The 21147-nt window shown below is 37.1% G+C and carries 10 protein-coding genes; 3 read left to right on the forward strand and 7 right to left on the reverse strand.

Features of this window, described 5'->3' with window-relative positions:
- Positions 1–29: 29 nt before the first annotated feature.
- Both AB9K26_RS13185 and AB9K26_RS13190 read right to left on the reverse strand, forming a co-directional pair.
- A complete protein-coding gene (locus AB9K26_RS13185; protein ID WP_369973022.1) occupies positions 30–3956 on the reverse strand; it encodes a hypothetical protein in 3927 nt (1308 codons plus the stop codon).
- A 127-nt stretch (positions 3957–4083) separates the two neighbouring features.
- Positions 4084–8139 carry an ATP-binding protein gene (locus AB9K26_RS13190; protein ID WP_369973023.1) on the reverse strand — a complete coding sequence of 1352 codons (4056 nt, stop codon included), beginning with the start codon at positions 8137–8139 and terminating at the stop codon, positions 4084–4086.
- A 102-nt stretch (positions 8140–8241) separates the two neighbouring features.
- Between AB9K26_RS13190 and AB9K26_RS13195 the strand changes: the two genes are divergently transcribed.
- Positions 8242–9171 (forward strand): isoaspartyl peptidase/L-asparaginase family protein, encoded by a 930-nt coding sequence (locus AB9K26_RS13195; RefSeq protein WP_369973024.1) that lies wholly within the window; start codon positions 8242–8244, stop codon positions 9169–9171.
- On the opposite strand, the gene AB9K26_RS13200 is transcribed toward AB9K26_RS13195, so the two are convergent.
- From AB9K26_RS13200 to AB9K26_RS13210, 3 genes are read right to left on the reverse strand one after another with little or no spacing between them, the layout of a single operon-like run.
- Complete coding sequence (locus AB9K26_RS13200) at positions 9168–10259, reverse strand: HTTM domain-containing protein (protein ID WP_369973025.1); 1092 nt, start codon at positions 10257–10259, stop codon at positions 9168–9170. The two genes, AB9K26_RS13195 and AB9K26_RS13200, sit on opposite strands and share 4 nt — an antisense overlap.
- A complete protein-coding gene (locus AB9K26_RS13205) occupies positions 10256–10597 on the reverse strand; it encodes a hypothetical protein (protein WP_369973026.1) in 342 nt (113 codons plus the stop codon). Before AB9K26_RS13205 ends, AB9K26_RS13200 begins: the two co-directional genes overlap by 4 nt.
- 41 nt (positions 10598–10638) lie before the next feature.
- Positions 10639–11502, reverse strand: a complete 864-nt coding sequence (locus AB9K26_RS13210) for a cyanophycinase (protein WP_369973027.1) — start codon at positions 11500–11502, stop codon at positions 10639–10641.
- 105 nt (positions 11503–11607) lie between these two features.
- Between AB9K26_RS13210 and cphA the strand changes: the two genes are divergently transcribed.
- Positions 11608–14247 carry a cyanophycin synthetase gene (gene cphA, locus AB9K26_RS13215; RefSeq protein WP_369973028.1) on the forward strand — a complete coding sequence of 880 codons (2640 nt, stop codon included), beginning with the start codon at positions 11608–11610 and terminating at the stop codon, positions 14245–14247.
- Between the two features lie 80 nt (positions 14248–14327).
- Here the strand turns inward: cphA and AB9K26_RS13220 are convergent, their stop codons facing one another.
- Positions 14328–14606, reverse strand: a complete 279-nt coding sequence (locus tag AB9K26_RS13220; protein ID WP_369973029.1) for a hypothetical protein — start codon at positions 14604–14606, stop codon at positions 14328–14330.
- A 173-nt stretch (positions 14607–14779) separates the two neighbouring features.
- On the opposite strand from AB9K26_RS13220, the gene AB9K26_RS13225 reads away from it, so the two are divergent.
- On the forward strand, positions 14780–16192 hold the full coding sequence (locus tag AB9K26_RS13225) for an aldehyde dehydrogenase family protein (RefSeq protein WP_369973030.1): 1413 nt from the start codon (positions 14780–14782) through the stop codon (positions 16190–16192).
- Between the two features lie 139 nt (positions 16193–16331).
- On the opposite strand, the gene AB9K26_RS13230 is transcribed toward AB9K26_RS13225, so the two are convergent.
- Positions 16332–21089, reverse strand: a complete 4758-nt coding sequence (locus tag AB9K26_RS13230) for a tail fiber domain-containing protein (protein WP_369973031.1) — start codon at positions 21087–21089, stop codon at positions 16332–16334.
- Between the last annotated feature and the right edge of the window lie 58 nt (positions 21090–21147).

Below are 21147 nucleotides of genomic sequence, written 5' to 3' on the forward strand. Positions count from 1 at the left end.
TTAGTTTTTTAAAGACTTTAGATTGAGACTTATCGTATTTGTTCTATTTCAAAAGAGGTTACAATATCATTCGAAAAGACATCAATTGGTCCTGTGTTTAGGATCTGTATTTCTATGCTATCTCCAGCATTTAAATCCAATATTCTGTTAATGGATCGAAACACATAACCGCTTCCAGAGTTATTGAAATTTACGGCACCTTCAAAAACACCATTAACAACAATCGCAATACCAAAGGCATCAACAGATGTTGAAGTGAGTGTACTTCGCCAAGAGGCATTAATACGATAGTATCCTGTTGTAGTCACTTCGAATTCATCGGTTACTGTGTTGAATTCAGAATTAAGATCAAAATCTACCGTATCGAAATTCAGTTTTTGCCAAGTACTTGCAGTAAATGATTGGTCAGCAGACATGGTAATTCGAGCCAATGATCTTGAAGGGTTAAGACTTGATAAATCTACGGTTTGAGGTGCTTGCCCATCATCTTCCATCTCAAGAGTTAAAATATTTGTAGATGCGTTGAAATTAAAATTCTGAATACGTTGATCATCGGTGTTGATAGACGCTAAATCAACGGTAATAGGTGCAACGCCATCATCTTCAAGTGAAATCCCTAAAACCGTTCCTGCTAATCCGATGGTATCAATTTGTTGGTCGTCTGTATTTATTGTTGGATTTTGAAAGGTCACATTTCCAGCACCATCAGTGGTCATGACTTGTCCAGAAGTACCATCAGAAAGAGGCATCAAATATCGACCTGTAGAAGTACTATTACCGAGAGACATTCTTCCTATAAAATAACCAGCCCATGAGTTTGCGTTATCGCTTGCTTCGGCATAAACCGCATAATTTGTTCCTAAAGCCCCTACAACGGCTGAATATAATCCGTATTTTGTGTTATTGTGAGCAGAGTTGATGCTATTGTAAAAACCATACATAGTTCCTGATCCAGCATCAGTGCTAAACCTGTTGTAAAAACCATAATGATCACCAGTACCGCCATTTTGACTGTTGTTATAGAAACCATACATTTGTGAATTTGTACTTCCAGCTGGTAAAAACCAGTTTCTAAAACCTATATGATTAGCGTTGGATCGTGTTCCATTAACAGCCATTTTATTGAAAATTCCATAATTATTTCCATTGTTGTTATTGGTTGTAATATCGTTTTCGAGCTCAATTGCTATAGTGCTTGTGTACTCAGGAACAATCCCTGTTGATATGATGTTCAATATATCACCAGCATCATCGTTACTTAAAACTTGAGTATATGAAGTGCCAGAGGTTCCAGTAAATTCTATAGGTCCGCTATCTACAGTAACAATCCTTCCAGATCCTGAGCCACCTTCATCATAGGCTTGATCTAAGGTGTTTTGTGTGTCTCCATCGCCAACAATATCTTGAAACGTAAGATTTCCCGAGCCATCTGTGGTCATAACCTGTCCAACTGAGCCATCTGTTGTTGGCATGTTATAGGCATCATTAATGTTCATTGTACCATTCTTAAAAATCGTCAAAGCATTGCTTCTTCCAGCTGCATTCATACCATTACCAATGGAAAAAATTCTATCATTGGGATTAAAAGAGTTGGACGAAGAAGGTGTGTATATTCTGGAGTAGGAGCCAATAGTCATTTCTGCGAAAGAAGGCGCTATATTCCCTATACCTGATACATTGGAATTATCTCCAGAAGCTGTAGTATCAAATCCCATAGCAAATGAACGAATTCCTGAAGCGGTACTTCGTTCGCCAAAAGTTGTAGAATATGATCCATTTGAAATTGTCAAATATCCAAATGTCGTTGCATAAGCTCCAGAAGCTGTGCTGTTTAATCCTGTAGCGATGGAACCTGTTCCTGATGCAGTTGTCCCATCTCCTAACGCAAAGGAGTAAATAGAGGACGCTATCGTGTTATAACCGAAAGCCGTAGAATAATTCCCAATGTTTGTGTTGTTCCATTCGTTTCCAGTAACAGTGCCTGCTCTCAAGGCAGATTTTAAGGGATTAAAAAACATACGAGTACCGGCTCCTGTTATTTCACTATTTATTGTGTTTCCTGATCCAAATGTACCTGTAACCAAAAAACCATCAGTACCATTGATTCTTAAGGCACCATGCGTGGCTTCTATAACACGTCCAGCTCCAGCACCTCCTTCATCATAGGCTTGGTCTAACGTATTTTGGGTGTCAGTAAAAACACTGTTTGGGTTGATCCAAGAGGCATTCCCTAGGGCATCCGATGCCAATACTTGTCCTAATGCTTCATTTCCATCAGTAAAAGTGAAACTGCCATCTACTTCAAGATTATCCTGAATGTAGACATTACCACTTCCAGAAATGCTACTGTCACCAAAAAAACCAGCATAGTTTCCTAAGCTTCCTCCCGAAGCTGCACCATGAATGGCGTAATTATATCTTCCTCCAGTTAACCTTGATCTAACACCATAGTTGGACGATGCATTCGAATTTGCGGTGATGTAGGCATCAAATCCATAATTCTGATTTGCGTTGTTGTCAATTGTTGTCTGAAATCCAAAATTTGTTCCAAATCCTGACATGATACTTTGATACCCATAGTTTGCTCCAATGCCAGTTACTTCACTAACAATACCTATATGTTCACCAGCATTTGCTCCACCTAGGTTGTTTATTAGCATTCCTGCTACTCTTGTGGATGCACCAGAGTTGCCCATATCAATTTGAGAGCCATATAATTCACTAGCACCTGTATGATCAGTGGTAATGTAAAGCCCTCTTCCGATACCACTAGCTGCTGTAAACTCATAATCTAGCATAGTTCCAGCACTGTCTGTTCCAGAATACTCAATATCCAACCTCGCATCTGGTGTAGGATCACCAATGCCAACATAGCCTTCTGTAAAAATATTGTCGGAGTTATTGGTAGGTGAGTTTGTTGTACCTGCTTCATACCAATCTGCATCTTGACTTGAATTTTGAAAACTGATGTTTCCTGCGCCATCTGTGGTCAAGACCTGTCCTGCGGTTCCATCAGAAGTAGGAAATGCATATCCTGTTAACGATGGATTCCCAATTTGAAACTCACTATTTGTTCTTAGTATGTTAGTATTAAATTCGCCATAAATAAGAGCATTGTCCTCATTGGCAGCAGAATTTTCAATATAAAGTGTGTTGTTCTTGGTTTCATTTGCTCCTGCTGTATAGCCAATCCAAATTGAACCTGAAACAGACCTTGGGGATAAACTATAACCAGACAGTCTTCCTATAAATATGTTATTTGAACTATTACCATTGACGCCAAAACCAGAATCACTTCCAATACTAATATTACTATTGCCATCAGTAATTCCAGTTAATGAGGAGTAGCCTAGAGCTGTGTTATTATCACCAGTAGAATTGTTGCTAAGGCTATAAGTGCCAAAACCACTATTAAAATCGCCTAAATTATCTAATAAAGCTTGTGTCCCTACAGCTGTGTTGAGTAATCCTGTTGAGTTAAAATACAAAGACTGAAAACCTAGAGCCACATTGTAATATCCTGATAGGTTATTCCTTAAGGCATTAGAACCTACTCCTACATTATAGTTATCGGTTTGGTCATCATTAATTCCAGAACCGACACCTAAAAAAACTGAAGAACCATTGGTATCAGATCTACCATCTAATAAATCATTGATGTTTTTGGCACCACTAACTGCTAGCCAACTTAATGATCCATGATCCCAATAGTAAAAGCCTTTGGTTGGTGTACCGTTTCCAGTAACAAACACCATCATGCCATCTTGATTTGCAGTTGGATTTACAGATGGGAAGTTATCTATTCTAGGAATTAGAATCCCATCGTTAGATGCAGGATTTGCTACATTACTGGCTTCAATGTCGAGCGTAGCATCTGGATTTGTAGTGCCTACGCCTACTTGTGCATAGGCATAGAATGATAAGAACAACAAAAGGGTCGTAGCAATTGTTTTCATAATAGTAGGGTATTACAGATTAATAGCTTTTCAAAGCTATCATTGACCTGTAAAACTTATCTAGACTATTTTGTCAAAACCTAGGAGTATTTTGTCGAGCCCATTAAAACAAAGGGTTTAAGGAAGTTTAGCTATTGTTGTTCCTGAATAGTGTCGGACTCACATTATAAGTTTCCCGAAAGGCTTTACTAAACCAATTGGGATCGTTGAACCCAGTTGCAAAAGCGATTTCAGAAACTGTCAATTCGGTTGTTAGGAGTAATTTTTTACCCTGTTCAAGACGTACTTTTCGAATAAAAATAGCAGTGCTCAAATTTGAAATGGCCTTTAGTTTTCTGTAAAGTTGTGAGTCGCTCATCGTTAATGATTTTGCCAATTCGGTTGGCCCAAAATTAGAATCGTCTAAATGTTGCTGGATTTTTTCCGTCACAGAATTTAAAAAGACTATATTTCTATCCTTAGATTGTAAGATTTCATCAGTGTGAGATATTAACGAATGCTCAGAATAATGCACTTGCAATTTTTTCCGTTTGGCAATAAGCATTTTGATGCGCACCAAAAGTTCGTCTCTTTCAAAGGGTTTCGTTAAATATGCATCTGCACCACTTGACAGTCCAACCAATTTATCTTCCTGTAAGGCTTTTGAGGTGAGCATAATAATTGGAATATGGTTGGTATTCACATGCGACTGTAACTTTACAGCAAGTTCCAATCCATCCATAACAGGCATCATTACATCAGAAATAACAACATCTGGAATGGTGTCTTTGGCTTTTTCAAATCCTTCTTTACCATTTTTTGCAAAGTCCAGTTTATAAAATTTTTCTAAGCAGGAAGCTATATACCTAGACATGTCGGGATTGTCTTCTACAATCAAAACTCTATTAATACTGTCTGAAACGCCAACTTCACTCACATCTGGTATAAAGGTTTTGACAGCAGTACGTTTTGTTTTTTTAAAATCTATTGGCTTTTTTAGAGCTGAATTACGAATTGGAATTTGCACTGTAAAGGTTGTACCTATGTTGGGTTGGGAGTTCACTTCAATGCGTCCATTCATTAGGGTTACCATTTCTTTTGTTAGCGATAATCCTATTCCTGTGCCTTGATATACTTTATGGTGCTCTGATTCCACTTGAAAAAAGCGATCAAAAATAAAAGGTAATTGGTCTTCAGGAATGCCAATACCCTCATCCGAAACTTTAATAATAGCTTCTTGGTTTTGTTGCTGTAACGATATCTCAATAGTAGACCCTTCAGAAGAAAACTTAAGTGCATTTGAGATTAAATTGGACACAATCTGACGCATTTTTTCAGCATCAAAGTCCATTATTAAGGAGTCTAAATCTGTTTTAAGATGGAGAGCAATGGACTTCTCCTCTGCAACATTTGAAAAGCCATCAACCAGATATTTTAAATATACCACCAAGTCATTTTGAACCATGTTAAGACTTAGTTGACCTTGTTCCAATTTCGCCAAGTCTAACATTTGATTCACTAAGTTGAGAAGGTTGTTGCCATTGTTTTCTATGGTTCGTATGGCTTGGCTTTCCATTTTGCCGGAACTCTTTTGCTTAAGGGTATTCAGATATCCTAAAATAATGGTCAAAGGAGTTCTGAATTCATGGGTAATATTGGTTATGAATCGCGACTTTAAATCATCTAATTCCTTTAATCGTTTTGATTCCTGTCCAGCAATTTGTCTTTGTAGACTTATGTTGTAAAACGCATAAACAATTCCTAAGAACATCAGTAAGTAGACTGCATATGCTAAATTACTTTTATACCAAGGAGGAAGGACTTTGATGCTCAGTTGTAAAGGAGGTTTTTGCCACAACACATTTCTGGATTTTCCTTGTAATTTTAGAACATGTGACCCTTTAGGTAAATCTAATAAGGGAATTTCCCTTGCATTTGAAAGGTCATTCCAGTCAGAATCATTTAATGCATAAATAAACTGATTGTTTTTGTTGGGTCTTAAGTCTAAATCGGAAAACGATAAATAACAAGGGAAATCGGTATGTTTTAGGATGATCTCATTGGTTTTTGTGATGCTTTTGGATAAGATTTTACTGTCTTTAACCGGATTTATTTCCTTGCCTTTTACTTTTAAGGATGTTAATGTGAGATTGCCAGGAACATCGAGTTGCGATACTTTTCTCGGATTAAAAATATTATAACCATTTATCCCACCAACATAGATTTGGTTTGTTTCTGGATTGTAAAAATGAGCGCCAAGATTGAATTCAGAGCTTTGTACACCATCACTTTGATTGTAATTAGTAAATTGTTCTGTCAGTTTATTAAATCTAAAAACTCCTCCGTTTGTAGTTAACCAGAGGTCATTGTCTCGATCTTCAGTAATACTGTAAACAAAGGTGTTGGTCAAGCCTTCTTCTTTGCCATATCTTATAAAACTTTCGTCTTCAGCATTGTGTTTATTGAATCCATCCTGTGTTGCTACCCACAAAATTCTGTCCTTATCATGCCAAGTATGCAATGTTGTATTGCTGCTTACAGTGTGAGGATTTTCAGGGTCGTGAAAGTAATTGGTAAATTTTGGGTTTTGGTAACTTAAGTCCTCAAATTGTAATTTGTTGAGACCATCTTCGGAAGTGATCCAATACGACAAATCATGGTCTTGAGACATGTTGTAAGTGAAATTGGAACTCAAGGAATTACCACTTGCGTTAACCTTATAATGTTGAAATTTAATATCGTTCGTTTTTAGGTTACCAATAAATCTATTGACACCACCACCATAAGTCATAATCCAAACAGAGCCATGGTGATCTATAAAGACACCTCTTGTGGCATCGGAACTTAAAGAATTAGGGTTGTTGTCGTCATGGAAGATGGGTATGATTTTCGGTATATTCGGATCAAAATTATTTAAGTCCATAACAGATACACCTCTAATCGTGGCAATCCACAAATAATTATTATGATCAATTGCCATGGCCCTTACCACATCAAAAGCCAATGCATTATTGGTGTTTTCTTGGGTTATATATGTAACAAAACCAGTGGTGTCAATACAGTTGATCCCTTTTCGTGTTCCTACGAACAGATAGTCATTGTTTTTTGCAAAGGATAAAATAAAAGCGTTGTTAAGTGAAATATGTGATTCGGTATTGATGTTTTTGAAAACGGGTTCATCCAACGACGCAACATCAAGATTGTTAGTGCCTATCCACAATAAATTACCATCAGTATAAGTATCGTAAACACGGTTAGAGGTAATTGAATTCTTGGCGTTTTGTTCTCCTTGGTAGGATGAAATAGTGTCAAAACTAAGCGTACTTTCATTAAAGTTTTTAGCAATGTAAAGTCCGTTAAAACTACCAATGTAGAAAGTATTTTCTTTAATATCTAAAGAAGAAATATTAATCTCCTCATTTTTTTGAGTATTAGTAATTGAAACTTGATGATGTTGTTTTGTTGAGGTATCTAAAACAAATAACCCATTGGAACTACCAATCCAAAGTTTGTTATTTAAAGCATGCAGAGTATTGATACTTCCCAAAGGGCTTGTGAACAAAAACTCAGTGAAACGAGGCGATGGATCTTGAATATTATTGGTAACAAAAAGACGTCCATCCTGAGTTCCTAAATACAGGGTTTGATCTTGAACGTAAGAGGTGTTGAGTGTGAGTTTTTCTTCACCATTAATTTCGGTTATTTTGCGAAGTGTAAAGGTTTCTTTGTTATCAAATATAAACAAACCTTCAGTTAAATGGGTTGCAATAATACTACCTTCTGAAGTCATTGATAAACTGCTACAATTTCCAGTTTTGATCTGACTTTTCTTGAAGCTATTAACTTGTGAATCGTAAATAGAAATACCATTATCATTGGTTCCTATCCAAATGTTTCCATGATTGTCTTCTAATAAGGTATTGATGAAATTACCTGAAATGGATAAACTATCCTTTTTTTGATTTTTATATACTGTAAATGAAGTGCCGTCGAATCGGTTTAGACCATCTTGAGTTCCCAACCATAAAAACCCATTGGAATCCTTCAAAATAGTTCTAACCGTTTCCTGAGAGAGGCCATCTTCTAAGCCATAATGATAAAATAAGATGTCTTGACCATACGTGATGTAAGTAAAAATAAGCGTTAATAGGGTTGCGCCTAAACGCTTAAAATGATGGTTAAAGGTTGGTTGGTTTACAATCATAAACTACGATGCTGATTCTAAAATAAGAAATTTTAAAAACTTGAATCCTATTCGGAATTATTTAAGTTACAATTCGTAATTTTCAACCTATAAATTTTGAATATGAAGATATTTTCAATTGCCATTCATGGTGGTGCAGGAACTTTGGTAAAAGGCATGATGACGCCAGAATTAGAATCAAGGTACAGGGAAGATTTAAAGAAAGCGCTCGATTTAGGTTACAATGCACTTAAAGTTGGTAAAACAGCTATTGATGCTGTAGAAATTGCAGTCAAATCTCTTGAGGACTCGCCATTGTTCAATGCAGGAAAAGGATCTGTATTTACAGCTAATGAATCCCATGAAATGGATGCTAGTATTATGGATGGAAACACATTGAATGCTGGAGCCGTTAGTTTGGTTTCAGGAATTAAAAATCCAGTTGCTTTGGCTAGGGATGTTATGGATAAAAGTGAACACGTATTTTTGGCAGGAGAAGGCGCGATGCAATTTGCAAGGGAAATGGATTTTGCATTAGAGGAACCGTCTTATTTTTATGATGAATTTCGCCATAAACAATGGTTGGAAATTAAGGACACGAATCAATTTCAATTAGATCATAGCGTTAAAAAAGATTCGAAATTTGGAACTGTTGGTGCAGTGGCCTGTGATCAATATGGTGATATAGCTGCTGCGACTTCTACAGGAGGAATGACCAATAAAAAATGGGGACGCGTTGGTGATAGTCCGATGATTGGTGCAGGCAATTATGCGAATAATAAGACATGTGCTATATCTTGTACTGGTAGTGGTGAGTTTTTTATTCGCGGTGTAGTAGCATATGATGTCGCTTGTTTGATTGAGCATAAAGGAATGTCCCTACTAGAGGCTTCAGAAGAGGTCATCCATAAGCGTATACTTGAAATCGGTGGAGATGGTGGCTTAATTGCTGTTGATTCAGAAGGCAATATTGCCATGCCATTCAATACGGAAGGGATGTATCGTGCCAGTAAAACTTCATTAGGAGAAGAGCTTATAGCTATTTATAGTTAGTTAGCTGAACTTTTTTTTGACCAAATAGGCAAGAAATAAACAACAACCGACCAAATTACCATCATGTTTAGGATAAATAAAAGGGTTCTATGATTGTATAAAATGACGTAAGAAGCCATATCTACAAAAAGCAAGCACATAAAGAAGTTAGGTGTGTATAGAAGAAGGTCCTTTAATGCTTTGTGATTGTATAAGGTTTTTCCGTGTGCTTCTAAACGAAGCCAATTATTATCTTCTGTAGGAATCCACTTTTGCTTTTTATCAACATCTAAGAAATTAAATAGACGTTTGATACCACTAAGGCTCTTTTTTCTATAATGAATTGTTAACTCACTTTTTGGGATGTTTACGAATGCCAAAAGCACAATAGCCAACGATTCTATAAAGTGCCCAAACCTGAAAGCGGTCAAGGAATACAATGTCAAATGAAAAATAATAATAAACCAAAGGGTCAAGGTACGTGTTCTTTTGAATAAGATTAAGATGGCAATGGCAAACTCGGTAAACATAGCAATGCATGATAGAATTTGAGCCAATACCATCTCAGGAAAGAAATCAGCAACATACAGATAAACGGGATTTTCTCTTGCTGTTCCTAGCCAAGTATCCATAAATGCTCCAGACCACCAATCGGCTTGTAAAAATTTATTCAAAGAAGCTCCAAAGTATACAATGCTCAATTGATATATCAATAAATATGGTGGCTCTTTATCATTAGTTAGTCCGGCTAAAAATAAAGCACATGCACAAATAAAAAGATGGTTGTAAAATATAGGTTTAGACGCCAAAATAGCCAATAGTACAACCAATCCAGTAACAATACTAGCGGTTCTCACCTTTATATTAAATAACACTGCAAAAGCACTACATCCATAAAGGATTCTTAAGCTGTACTTAAAAACCCCTGGATAATTATTAAACCAATCTAAAGCAGAAATGAAAGGGATATGAGGATCATCTATTTTGGCAAACATGTGATGTGCAGTCATAAGAATAACTAATAATTTACACATCAATAAAACATTGGGATGTAACTTTGTCCCTTCAAACTGAAACAATCGCAATATGAATGACCAAACTTGTTTCATGGTTTGAACCTCCATTTTTCTTCTGGATGACCATTTTTTGAATAAATCATGAGGACATCTGCATCATCATCTTTTCCATAAGTACGTTCATATTGGGAAATTAAGGATTTGATGTTATAGATTGAGCGTTGTTCCCAACCATTCATTTTATATCTATAGCGATTTTCGGTTTCTTCTGAAGATAAAGTTTTGCCATCAATGGTAACAGTTACTTCAAATTGCGTGTGTTCATCGTAAGGACCCCAACAAAAAAAACGCTCAGGAATAAAACGTGCATAGCCAATTGAAATTAATTGAAGCACTAAAAAAACTACACCTATGAAACCCCTAACTTTCATAAGAATAAAAGTATTTTAAAGTCTAATGATGAAAAAATAAATTAGATAAACGGTGCCTCAATTGGGAGAACGGTTACTTTCCGATTCTTAATGTCATATTGGTCTCCATTAGAAAGGACATGAACTGTTAAATTTGCAATAGTCATTGGTGTGCCTTCGGCTAAAACGCGTTCATTGTTATGTGTGAGTTTGCTACCATCAAATACAATGGCCATTCCAGAGCCAATAACCGTACAGTCGTTTCCGTTTTTAATAATCATTCCAGTATCTTCAGCCAAACCTATACCTAATAAATGAGGAAATTTAGCTACTGCTTCGGATTGTCGTCCAAATCGGCCTCTACGGATAAAATGCGTATCAATAACCAACTCAGGAATGAGACCTAATCCTTTATACATGCGAACAGCACCTTTTACAAATGACTCTGTAGCACTTCCACCAGCAATCATCTCATTAGCCATAGCCATAGCTCCAGCACTAGTGCCCGCAATGACAAAGCCTTCTTCGTTTTTGTATCGCTCCATCATGATATCATGAATTGTAGAGCCGCCAATTTTATCAGTGATTTTAGATTGGTCACCACCAGAAAACATGATGCAATTGGCTTGTTTTACTAAGTTGATTGCACGATCAGTTTCAGAATCTTTTTTTGATCTGATATCCAAGACTTCAACATCCTTGCATCCTAGAGTAGAAAAGGCAGTAATATAGTTTTCGCCAACTTCATCAGGTATACTTGAAGCAGTTGGAATCACAACTATTTTTGCTTTTGTGCCTCCAGCTTCCTTGACCACATGAGATAAAATACCTTCTTCAATAAACTCCAAAGTATAAATCTCATCGGCTTCAATACCTTTGTCTTCGTTCCCTCCAATAGGAATTAAAGTTCCTTTAATCGTCTGCATAGTATCAATTCTAGGTTAGAATAGAAGACAAAAATAAACTAATTTTTTAATTGAAAAATGTATATATTTATAATCTTTCACACAAACTAACTGAAACTCAAAAGCATGAAAATACGGGAAATAAACGCCATGAGAGGACCAAATTATTGGTCTGTAAGACGCCACAAATTAATTGTGATGGTTTTGGACTTGGAAGAGATGGAGGAACGTCCATCGAACACGATTGACGGATTTTACGAGCGACTTAAGGCAATGTTTCCTACGATGTATGAACACCGTTGTTCAGTTGGGACTCCTGGAGGATTTTTCCAGCGTGTTGAAGAAGGGACTTGGATGGGTCATATTATTGAGCATATCGCCCTAGAAATTCAAACCCTTGCAGGTATGGATGTTGGCTTCGGAAGAACAAGAGGCTATGGTGAAACGGGAGTCTATAATGTGGTTTTCGCCTATATGGAAGAATCGGTTGGACGCTATGCTGCAAAGGCTTCTGTACGAATTTGTGAAGCTTTGATTGCTGGTGAAGATTACGATATGACCGAAGACATCCAAACCATGAGAGAATTACGAGAAGCCGATCGCTTAGGACCAAGTACAGGTTCTATTGTTGCTGAAGCTGAAGCAAGAGGAATTCCTTGGATTCGACTGAATAAATATTCATTATGTCAATTGGGTTATGGTGCCAACCAAAAACGCATTCAAGCTACGGTTACCAGTGAAACCAGTAGTATAGGAGTGGAGTTGGCTTGTGATAAAGAAGATACCAAATACTTGTTGGAGCAAGCTGAAGTTGAAGTGCCAAGAGGTGATATTATTCGTCGGGAGCGCAGTTTGGAAGACGCCTGTGATTATGTGGGATTTCCTTTGGTGATAAAACCTATCGATGGAAATCATGGTAGAGGAATTACTGTTGACATTCAGAACTATGATGAGGCTTTAACGGCTTTTAGACATGCCAAGGAAAGTTCACGTAGTGGAGCAATTATTGTCGAAAAGTTCATTACAGGACAAGACTATAGGTTATTGGTTATCAATAACAAGCTTGTAGCTGCTGCGCTAAGATCGCCTGCACATGTGATAGGTGATGGTAAATCAACGGTTCAAGAATTGATTGATGAAGTCAATACAGATCCGAGACGTGGTTACGGTCATGAGAATGTGTTGACACAAATTTCAGTAAATGAACTGACACAAACTATCATTAAAGATGCAGGCTACACTTTGGAGTCTGTAATTCCTGAAGGTGAGCGACTTATTTTAAAAGATACAGCAAATCTAAGTACTGGTGGAACTGCAGAAGATGTCACAGATATTGTCCATCCTGCAAACGTGTCTATGGCTGAACGAATTTCGAAAATCATAGATTTGGATATTTGTGGTATTGATGTCATGACCACTGATATTTCAAAACCTTTAAGTGAAACAGGAGGTGCTGTTTTAGAAGTTAATGCTGGTCCTGGATTTAGAATGCATTTAGCACCAACTACAGGTTTGCCTAGAAACGTTGCGGCTCCAGTAATTGATAAATTATTCCCTAAAAAAGGCGATACAGGACGCATTCCTATCATAGCCATTACTGGAACCAATGGAAAGACCACAACTTCTCGATTGATTTCCCATATCGCTAAAATGAATGGTTATCGCGTAGGTTATACCACTAGTGATGGTGTTTATATCCAAAACCGATTATTGATGACTGGCGATTGTACAGGTCCTGCAAGTGCAGAGTTTGTTTTAAAGGATCCAACAGTAAATTTTGCTGTTCTCGAATGTGCTAGAGGCGGATTATTAAGAGCTGGATTAGGGTTTAAAAAATGCGATGTTGGTGTAGTAACTAATGTGGCTGCTGATCACTTAGGATTAAAAGGGATCCATACTGTAGAACAATTGGCCAAAGTAAAAGGGGTTATTCCAGAAACGGTATTGCCAGATGGATATGCCATTTTAAATGCCGATGATGATCTGGTTTACGATATGAGACGAACTGTTAATTGCAATGTTGCCTTGTTTTCCATGGACGAAAACAATCCGAGAATAAAGGCATTGCAACGCCTTAACGGAATCACAGCCATTTATGAAAATGGATATGTCACTATTTGTAGAGGCGAATGGAAAATGCGTATTATGAAAGCTGAGCAAATTCCTTTGACTTACGGTGGAAAGGCAAAATTCATGATTCAAAATGTCTTGGCAGCTATTCTTGCAGTTCATGTTCAAGGCATCAGTATTGAAGATATGAAAGCAGGTCTTGAAACTTTTATTCCTTCAGCAACACAAACACCTGGTCGACTCAATTTGTTCAAGTTTAATGATTTTACCATTTTGTTGGATTATGCGCATAATCCAGCTGGTATGCGTGCGCTTCAGAAATTCACAGATGAACTCGAAGCAACAGTAAAGGTTGGAATCATTGCTGGTATAGGCGATCGACGTGTTGAAGATAACAATGAAATGGGGTCTATTGCCGCAGAAATGTTTGATGAAATTATTATTCGTCAGGATAAGCGCTTAAGAGGAAAAACGGAAGAAGAACTCATTAAGATGCTCGATGACGGCATCAAAATGAAAGATCCTAAAAAGAAAACGACCATCATACCATCGGAAAAGGAAGCTATTACCTATGCTGTCAAAAATGCAACAAAAGGTTCTTTGATTATTTTGTGTAGTGATGTTATTCCAGATGCTTTGGAATTGGTGAAACATTTCAAAGATCAAGAAGCACGAGGCGAATTACATTTAGCTTAAGGGATAAATAAAAACATGTTTAAAATAAAAAATCCGAAACTATTACGTTTCGGATTTTTCTATATGATTTGAATTGTTGATTAACACACAACAACTTCTTTAACCTTAATGTGTAAACTCTTTCTATAAGCCTTAATGCTGATGATCTCAGTACTTTTTTTACGATTAAGTTTAATAACCTGAGCCTTAACCGCAGAAGTAGCGTTGTTAGTAGTGTTTTTAGTTTCTTTAACTTCAATACTGTTTTCAATAACAGTTTCAGCAGTATTATCATTACCTTTAATATCTGAAGTGTTTTCCTGTGCAAAAGAAAGAACAGGTACTAAAACGAAGACTAATATGGTTAAAACTTTTTTCATAATTGTTTGAGGCGTTTTGTTTTAAACTCAGGTCAAAGAAACATAACATTCTAAGCGATAATGAATATATTAGACCAATCGGATGTTTTTTAGATAAGATGAAAGTGAATACAAAAAACATCGATGAAATACACAAAAACGGCTCGCAGCCCAATAAAACCGTTATAGATTAAATGACAGATTATACAGATAACAGGTATTTGAATCTATTTGAAAAGCAAAAAGCACATCAATTTCGAATAGGAAATACGACCTATAAAGAACGTATTAAAAAGCTAAAAGCTCTACAAGTTGCTATTCAAAAGACATATAGAAAAGAGTTGCAGGAAGCCCTTCATAAGGATTTTAAGAAACCAGCCATTGAAACAGACCTTACAGAGATCTATTTGGTCATTAAGGAAATTAAGCATACCATTTCTAATTTAAAAGGTTGGTTAAAAAAACAATATGTTGATACACCTCTAACCTTATTGGGAACCTCGTCATATATTATACATGAACCTAAAGGTGTGTGTCTAATAATATCTCCATGGAACTATCCTGTCAACCTTACCTTTGGACCATTGGTGTCAGCCATAGCTGGAGGAAACACTGTAATTATTAAACCTTCGGAAATGACGCCTCATACATCAGGTGTTATGTCTAAAATTGTCAAGGCTTTGTTTCCTGAAGAGGAAATTGCTTTGCTTGAAGGTGATGTTGAGGTTGCCAAGGAATTGTTGAAGCTACCATTCAACCATATCTTTTTTACAGGTTCGCCTACTGTTGGCAAAATTGTGATGCAAGCTGCAGCTAAGCATTTAACTTCGGTAACCTTGGAGCTCGGTGGAAAATCGCCAACAATTATCCATGATTCGGCTCATTTAGAATCAGCTATTAAGAATATTGCCTGGGGAAAATTCATTAATAACGGACAAACCTGTATTGCACCAGATTATGTATTGATTCAAGATAATTTGAAAGCAGCTTTTATTGACGGATTGAAATCTAAAATAACCGAATATTATTCTGAAAGCCCTGAACATTCAGAATCCTATAGCAGAATTGTCAATGAAAAACACTTTGACCGTTTGACCAAAGCCATTGAAGATGCAGAACAGAAGCAAGCTACAATACACTTTGGAGGGCATTCCGAAAGTGATACCAATTATATTGCACCAACGGTTGTATCTAATCTATCTGAAGACACGACATTGCTTAATGATGAAATTTTCGGACCTATTCTTCCGATAAAAACTTATTCAACTATTGATGAGGCCATAGCGTATATCAATTCCAAGGAAAAGCCTCTGGCCTTATATATTTATGCCAAGTCTAAAAAAATAACAAAGCACATTATTGACAATACCAGAGCAGGAAGCACCTGTATTAATAGCAACGCTATACAATACTCCAATCACAATTTGCCATTTGGAGGTTCCAATAACAGTGGTATAGGAAAGTCCCACGGATTTTTTGGGTTTCAGGAATTTACCAATGCACGATCGGTTTTAAAACGTCATACATTTACGCCATTGTACTTATTGTTTCCACCCTACACAAACTTTAAACATAAATTGGCCGAATTAACCATGAAATGGTTTTAATATAAAAAGCGTCGCTCCCACAGCGACGCTTTTCTACCCGAAAACTATTTAACTAAAGGCTATTAATACGTTAATTGTCTGGGTATTGTAAATAAACACTTTACTTTTGTTAATTTTCGCATTGTATCAATTAGATTGTTTAATTGCCTTCCAGTGCTAAAATTCTAGCTTCAAGAGCTTCCAGCTTATTAAGTTTTTCCTGAAGTTCCGCGTTTTTGGCCTCAAGGGTTTCCACTTTGTTGTTCAGTTCTTTTATGGCTTGCACAAAAAAGGCATCGTAATCACCATAAGCCGTTTGGTAAAACCCTAGATTGTCTTTGGTTACTTTTTCAGGAAACACTTCCATCAACTCTTGAGCAATAAAACCATATTGAATCCCTTCAGGACGCTTGGTTTCGGTTTGGTTGTCATTCCATTCATAACTCACACCTCTTAGGCTCAATAATTTTTGTAAAGCGGTTTTAGTTGAAATGGTTTCGATATTGGATTTGAGACGTCGATCACTATTGGCAATAAAAGCACCAGCCGTAGCTTTTGAGGCTTCACCCTCAACTTCAAGCGCATTTGTTGAAGGCGTTCTTCCAATACCGACATCGCCATTAAACCTTAGGATGTCATTATCGAATTCACCATAAATAAGTGCGTTGTTAGAATCGGCACTAGAGTTTTCGATATACAAGTGATTACTTGCTACACCATCATTTCTTCCGGCTTGATAACCAATATAAATATTATTATCACCTTCAGCGTATTGACCAGCTTGATGGCCAATAGCGATATTGTTATTTGCCGCATTTGGACTTGCACCAACATTCATGCCTAGTGCCATTTGACCGATAGCTATATTGTTATCTCCTTCGGTCATGTTCGTTAAGGCATTTCTTCCAAGGGCAATATTGCTACTTGAGCTGGTTGAGGAGTCCATAGCTCTATCTCCTAACACAATATTATCATTACCTGTTGAATGCGCTGCTTGGGCTCGGTAACCAATAGCAATGTTTCGAGTTCCTGATGTAATAGCGTTACCTGCAGTTTGACCAATTCCGATATTATTATCAGCTGTTGAATTGATTAAGGCTTGATGTCCAATAGCAACATTATTATCACCAGAGGTGTTATTTGACAAGGCTTGATTACCAATACCTATATTTTGAGAACCATCATTGTTGCTTCCAAGCGCATTTCGACCCAATGCCACGTTAAAATCTCCAGAGATATTATTAAACAAGGTACCATAGCCAACACCAACATTAGAATTTCCTGTTTCATTGTTTCTTAATGCCAAGTAGCCAAGAGCAACATTAGCTTGACCAGAAGTATTATCTGTAAGGGTATAATCTCCAACACCCACATTTTGATTATTGGAGAAATCATCATTTTGACCTGATTCAAATCCTATAAAAGTGGAATTCCCGATATTGGTAAATTCAATTTGACCACGTGTTGTAAATTGCATTCTGGCTGTTCCATTACTAGTAAAACCAATGGCATCAGCTTCCGAACGATAAAAACCGGTATTGGTGTCGGCATCAAAAGTGATACTTGGATCTGTATTCGAACCAGCATCAAAGTTGATTTCATTGACAAAACTCTCACTTCCAGGATCAATTAAATAGGAATTGTCATCCCAATCAATGATACTGTTACTAATGTAAAGGTCGTTATCGGTTCCGGAGGTATCACCTATATACACATCGCCACTTTGTCGTTCAATATCAGCGCCTACTTCGGTCCAATCATTATCCGTCAAAGAGGACAAGTCAACAGTTTGAGCAGCAACACCATCATTTTCAATTTCTAAGGTTAAAACGTTTGTAGAGCTATTAAAACTGAAGGTGTCAATAGTTTGGTCATCCGTATCTGTAAAAATAGTTGAAGCATTTACAAAGTTTAATTGTCCGCTACCATCTGTAGCCAAAAGTTGGTTTGCTGTGCCATCTGTTGTAGGGAAAGCATATCCTGTTCCAGTTGGAATACCTACTTGTAGTTCTCCATTGATTCTAAGTAAATTGCTAAGGAATTCACCATAAATTAAGGGTGTATTTGAATTTGTATTTTCAATGTACAACATATCGTTTCCTGCCGGCGCATTATAACCAGCATTATGTCCTATAAACACATTACGATTTCCACTGGAATTAAATCCAGAAGATGTCCCTAAAAACAAATTGTAAGATCCACTAGCTAAATTACCAGCACTATATCCTAAAGCTATATTTCCTGAACCACTTCCAAGATTTCTTAAGCTATAAGTTCCTACTGCAACATTTGTGGTTGTGTCAAAATTTATATTTTGCATTGCTCCAATACCTAATGCTGTGTTAAGTGTTCCACCGGTTAAGCTGCCCATGGTATTATGACCTATGGCAAGATTATTACCTGGTACTGCGTTTCCAACATAATCCCTCAAGGCGCTCGTACCAATAGCGATATTAGAACCATTGGTTGTTGTTGAACGTAAGGAAAAATAGCCTATGCCAATATTTGAAGCTCCTGAGGTATTAGATAAACCAGATTGAGTACCCAGGAAAATACTAGTTGCTGCTGTATTTGAAGTTCCTGCATTACCTCCAATTTTAATTCCATTTGAAGGTTCAATCCCTCCATCCTTTCTAAGGGTTAAAGCCACACTACCATTATCAGAAAGAAATATTTCATTATTGAGGTTATCATAATTGAATCCAAAGTCAGGATCTCCTTCAAAATAGAGACTAGGGTCAGCAATGGTTCCATTGTCCAGTTCAATTTCATTCATTCTGTTATCACCTCCAGGATCTAAAACGTAGGTGCTGTTATCCCAGTCAATAATTCTGTTGCTGATGTAGAGATTATTATTTGTATTGGCAGTATTACCTATGTACACATCGCCATTTTGTCGTTCAATATCAGCGCCAACAGTTACCCAATCGTTGTCTGTCAATGACGATAGGTTAACACTATTACCATTTAGGATGCTAAGTGTTGAACCAACAAGATTAAGTGTTTGGCTGTCCTGGTCAGTTGCAGCAATAAGATTACCAAAAGCATCAATACCTCTAACATATTGTCCTAAAGGAACAGTTTGATTGCTTAACGCAAAATCAGTCCCGTCGTAAGTGGTGTCTGTATCTGTAAAAATGGTTGAAGGATTGGTCCATGAGGCATTTCCTGCTGCATCAGAACTCAACACATAACCTGCGGCCTCATTACCATCTACAAATTGCATACTTCCAACGACATCTAAAGTGGCTGAAGGAGAGGTATTATTGATGCCTAAGTATTTTTGATGTGTAATTCGCATCGCTTCTTGCATGGGCTCAGTATTGACAGGGCCTTGATGTATGTAAAAGGCAAGTCCAACATTGTCCTCATCAATTCCAGTTTGCATAGAGGCGATAGCTGTACGTCTAGTGGTATCTCTAGCTGGATGCGCACCACCAAAGGATATAGAACCACCAACCTCATCAAGGCCAGTAGTATTGCTGCCTCTTATAAAAATTCCGTCTTGGCCAGTATTCCCGATATTGGTGTCAAAAGTGGTTTGTAAACCAATATGGAGTGGATTTCCAGGTGTATTTGTTCCAATGCCTATTCTACTGTTCGTTCCATCAACAAAAAGTATATTTTGGTTGGTATCACTTTCAACTCTAAAATCAATAGTTCTTCCATCTTCGTTAATCGCAATTTCTTGATTGGCATGTTGTATATCAATATAGTTCCAATTTCCAGCATCCATTTCAATTCTATCAGTTGTAAAATTTAGAAATGTATCATTGTCACCATCATGTATAATACTCTCACCGGCTACTATATTGCCTTCAACGCGTAAGCCTCCAGTATTCTGAATATCAACAGCTCCATTATCAGCGGTAATAGTTCGTCCAGCACCAGCACCACCTTGGTCGTAAGCTTGATCTAAAGTGTTGCCACCAAGACTGCTGGCATCTAGAAAACTGAGTTGTCCGGCACCATCAGTTGCTAAAACTTGATTAATTGTTCCATCAACCGTTGGGAATGCATATCCAGTTCCTGTTGGATTCCCAATTTGAAATTCACTGTTAGTTCTTAAAAGGTTTCCGGTTGTGGTGTTATCACTCCCAAATTCACCATAAATTAAGGCGTTTGAAGCATTGGCATTGGTGTTTTCAATATAGAGTTTGTTATTTCCACTTGCGGTACTACCTGCTTGATAGCCCACAAAGACACCGTTACTCCCGTTGTTACCTGTGCCATAGCCTAAATATGTATTGTTGTTACCAGATAGATTGTCGTAACCCGCTTGATACCCTAATGCAACATTATTCTCTCCATTGTGATTAAGGAATAAGCTTTCATATCCAATAGCAGTATTATTATCACCAAAATAGTTTGATAACATTGTATTGTAACCGATAGCTGTATTATTATTTCCTTGTTCATTGGTGGCTAAAGAGGAATATCCAACGGCTGTATTATTGGTTCTATTGGCACCTTCTGCAAGACTTAAATATCCTATACCTACATTTCTATTATCGGTTCCATCATCATCATCACCTGCTAAAACTCCAATGTATAATGAAGATCCATCTTGGGAGCCATCATCATCAGATTTTCCATCCAATAAATCATTTATTTTTTTGGCACCAGTAAGAAATATCCAACTGGATGTTGATTGATCCCAATAGTAAAAACCCTTGCCAGAACTTGCTGTTCCAGTATAAAACACAAGCATACCATCTTGGGCAGCTGTAGGGTTTGAGGCTGGAAAATTACTAACCCTTGGGATAAGAATTCCATCTGAATTTGTTGGGCTAGTGACATTACTAGCTTCAATATCTAAAGTCGATTGTGGATTGGTCGTGCCAACACCAACTTGGGCATGTAAGGTTGTAAAAACCCCTAAACAACATAAACCTAATAAAAGTAGTTTTGTTTTCATAAGACAAGATGTATTAATAGCTATGTGTAAAATTCCTATATTGCTAGAAGATACATTT

The organism is Psychroserpens sp. XS_ASV72, assembly GCF_041224425.1.
In the GTDB taxonomy this organism is placed as follows: domain Bacteria; phylum Bacteroidota; class Bacteroidia; order Flavobacteriales; family Flavobacteriaceae; genus Psychroserpens.

Coding starts and splice junctions, on each gene's coding strand:
- AB9K26_RS13185 (WP_369973022.1), bottom strand. CDS start 3,956: ATGAAAACAATTGCTACGACCCTTTTGTTGTTCTTATCATTCTATGCC.
- AB9K26_RS13190 (WP_369973023.1), bottom strand. CDS start 8,139: ATGATTGTAAACCAACCAACCTTTAACCATCATTTTAAGCGTTTAGGC.
- AB9K26_RS13195 (WP_369973024.1), top strand. CDS start 8,242: ATGAAGATATTTTCAATTGCCATTCATGGTGGTGCAGGAACTTTGGTA.
- AB9K26_RS13200 (WP_369973025.1), bottom strand. CDS start 10,259: ATGAAACAAGTTTGGTCATTCATATTGCGATTGTTTCAGTTTGAAGGG.
- AB9K26_RS13205 (WP_369973026.1), bottom strand. CDS start 10,597: ATGAAAGTTAGGGGTTTCATAGGTGTAGTTTTTTTAGTGCTTCAATTA.
- AB9K26_RS13210 (WP_369973027.1), bottom strand. CDS start 11,502: ATGCAGACGATTAAAGGAACTTTAATTCCTATTGGAGGGAACGAAGAC.
- cphA (WP_369973028.1), top strand. CDS start 11,608: ATGAAAATACGGGAAATAAACGCCATGAGAGGACCAAATTATTGGTCT.
- AB9K26_RS13220 (WP_369973029.1), bottom strand. CDS start 14,606: ATGAAAAAAGTTTTAACCATATTAGTCTTCGTTTTAGTACCTGTTCTT.
- AB9K26_RS13225 (WP_369973030.1), top strand. CDS start 14,780: ATGACAGATTATACAGATAACAGGTATTTGAATCTATTTGAAAAGCAA.
- AB9K26_RS13230 (WP_369973031.1), bottom strand. CDS start 21,089: ATGAAAACAAAACTACTTTTATTAGGTTTATGTTGTTTAGGGGTTTTT.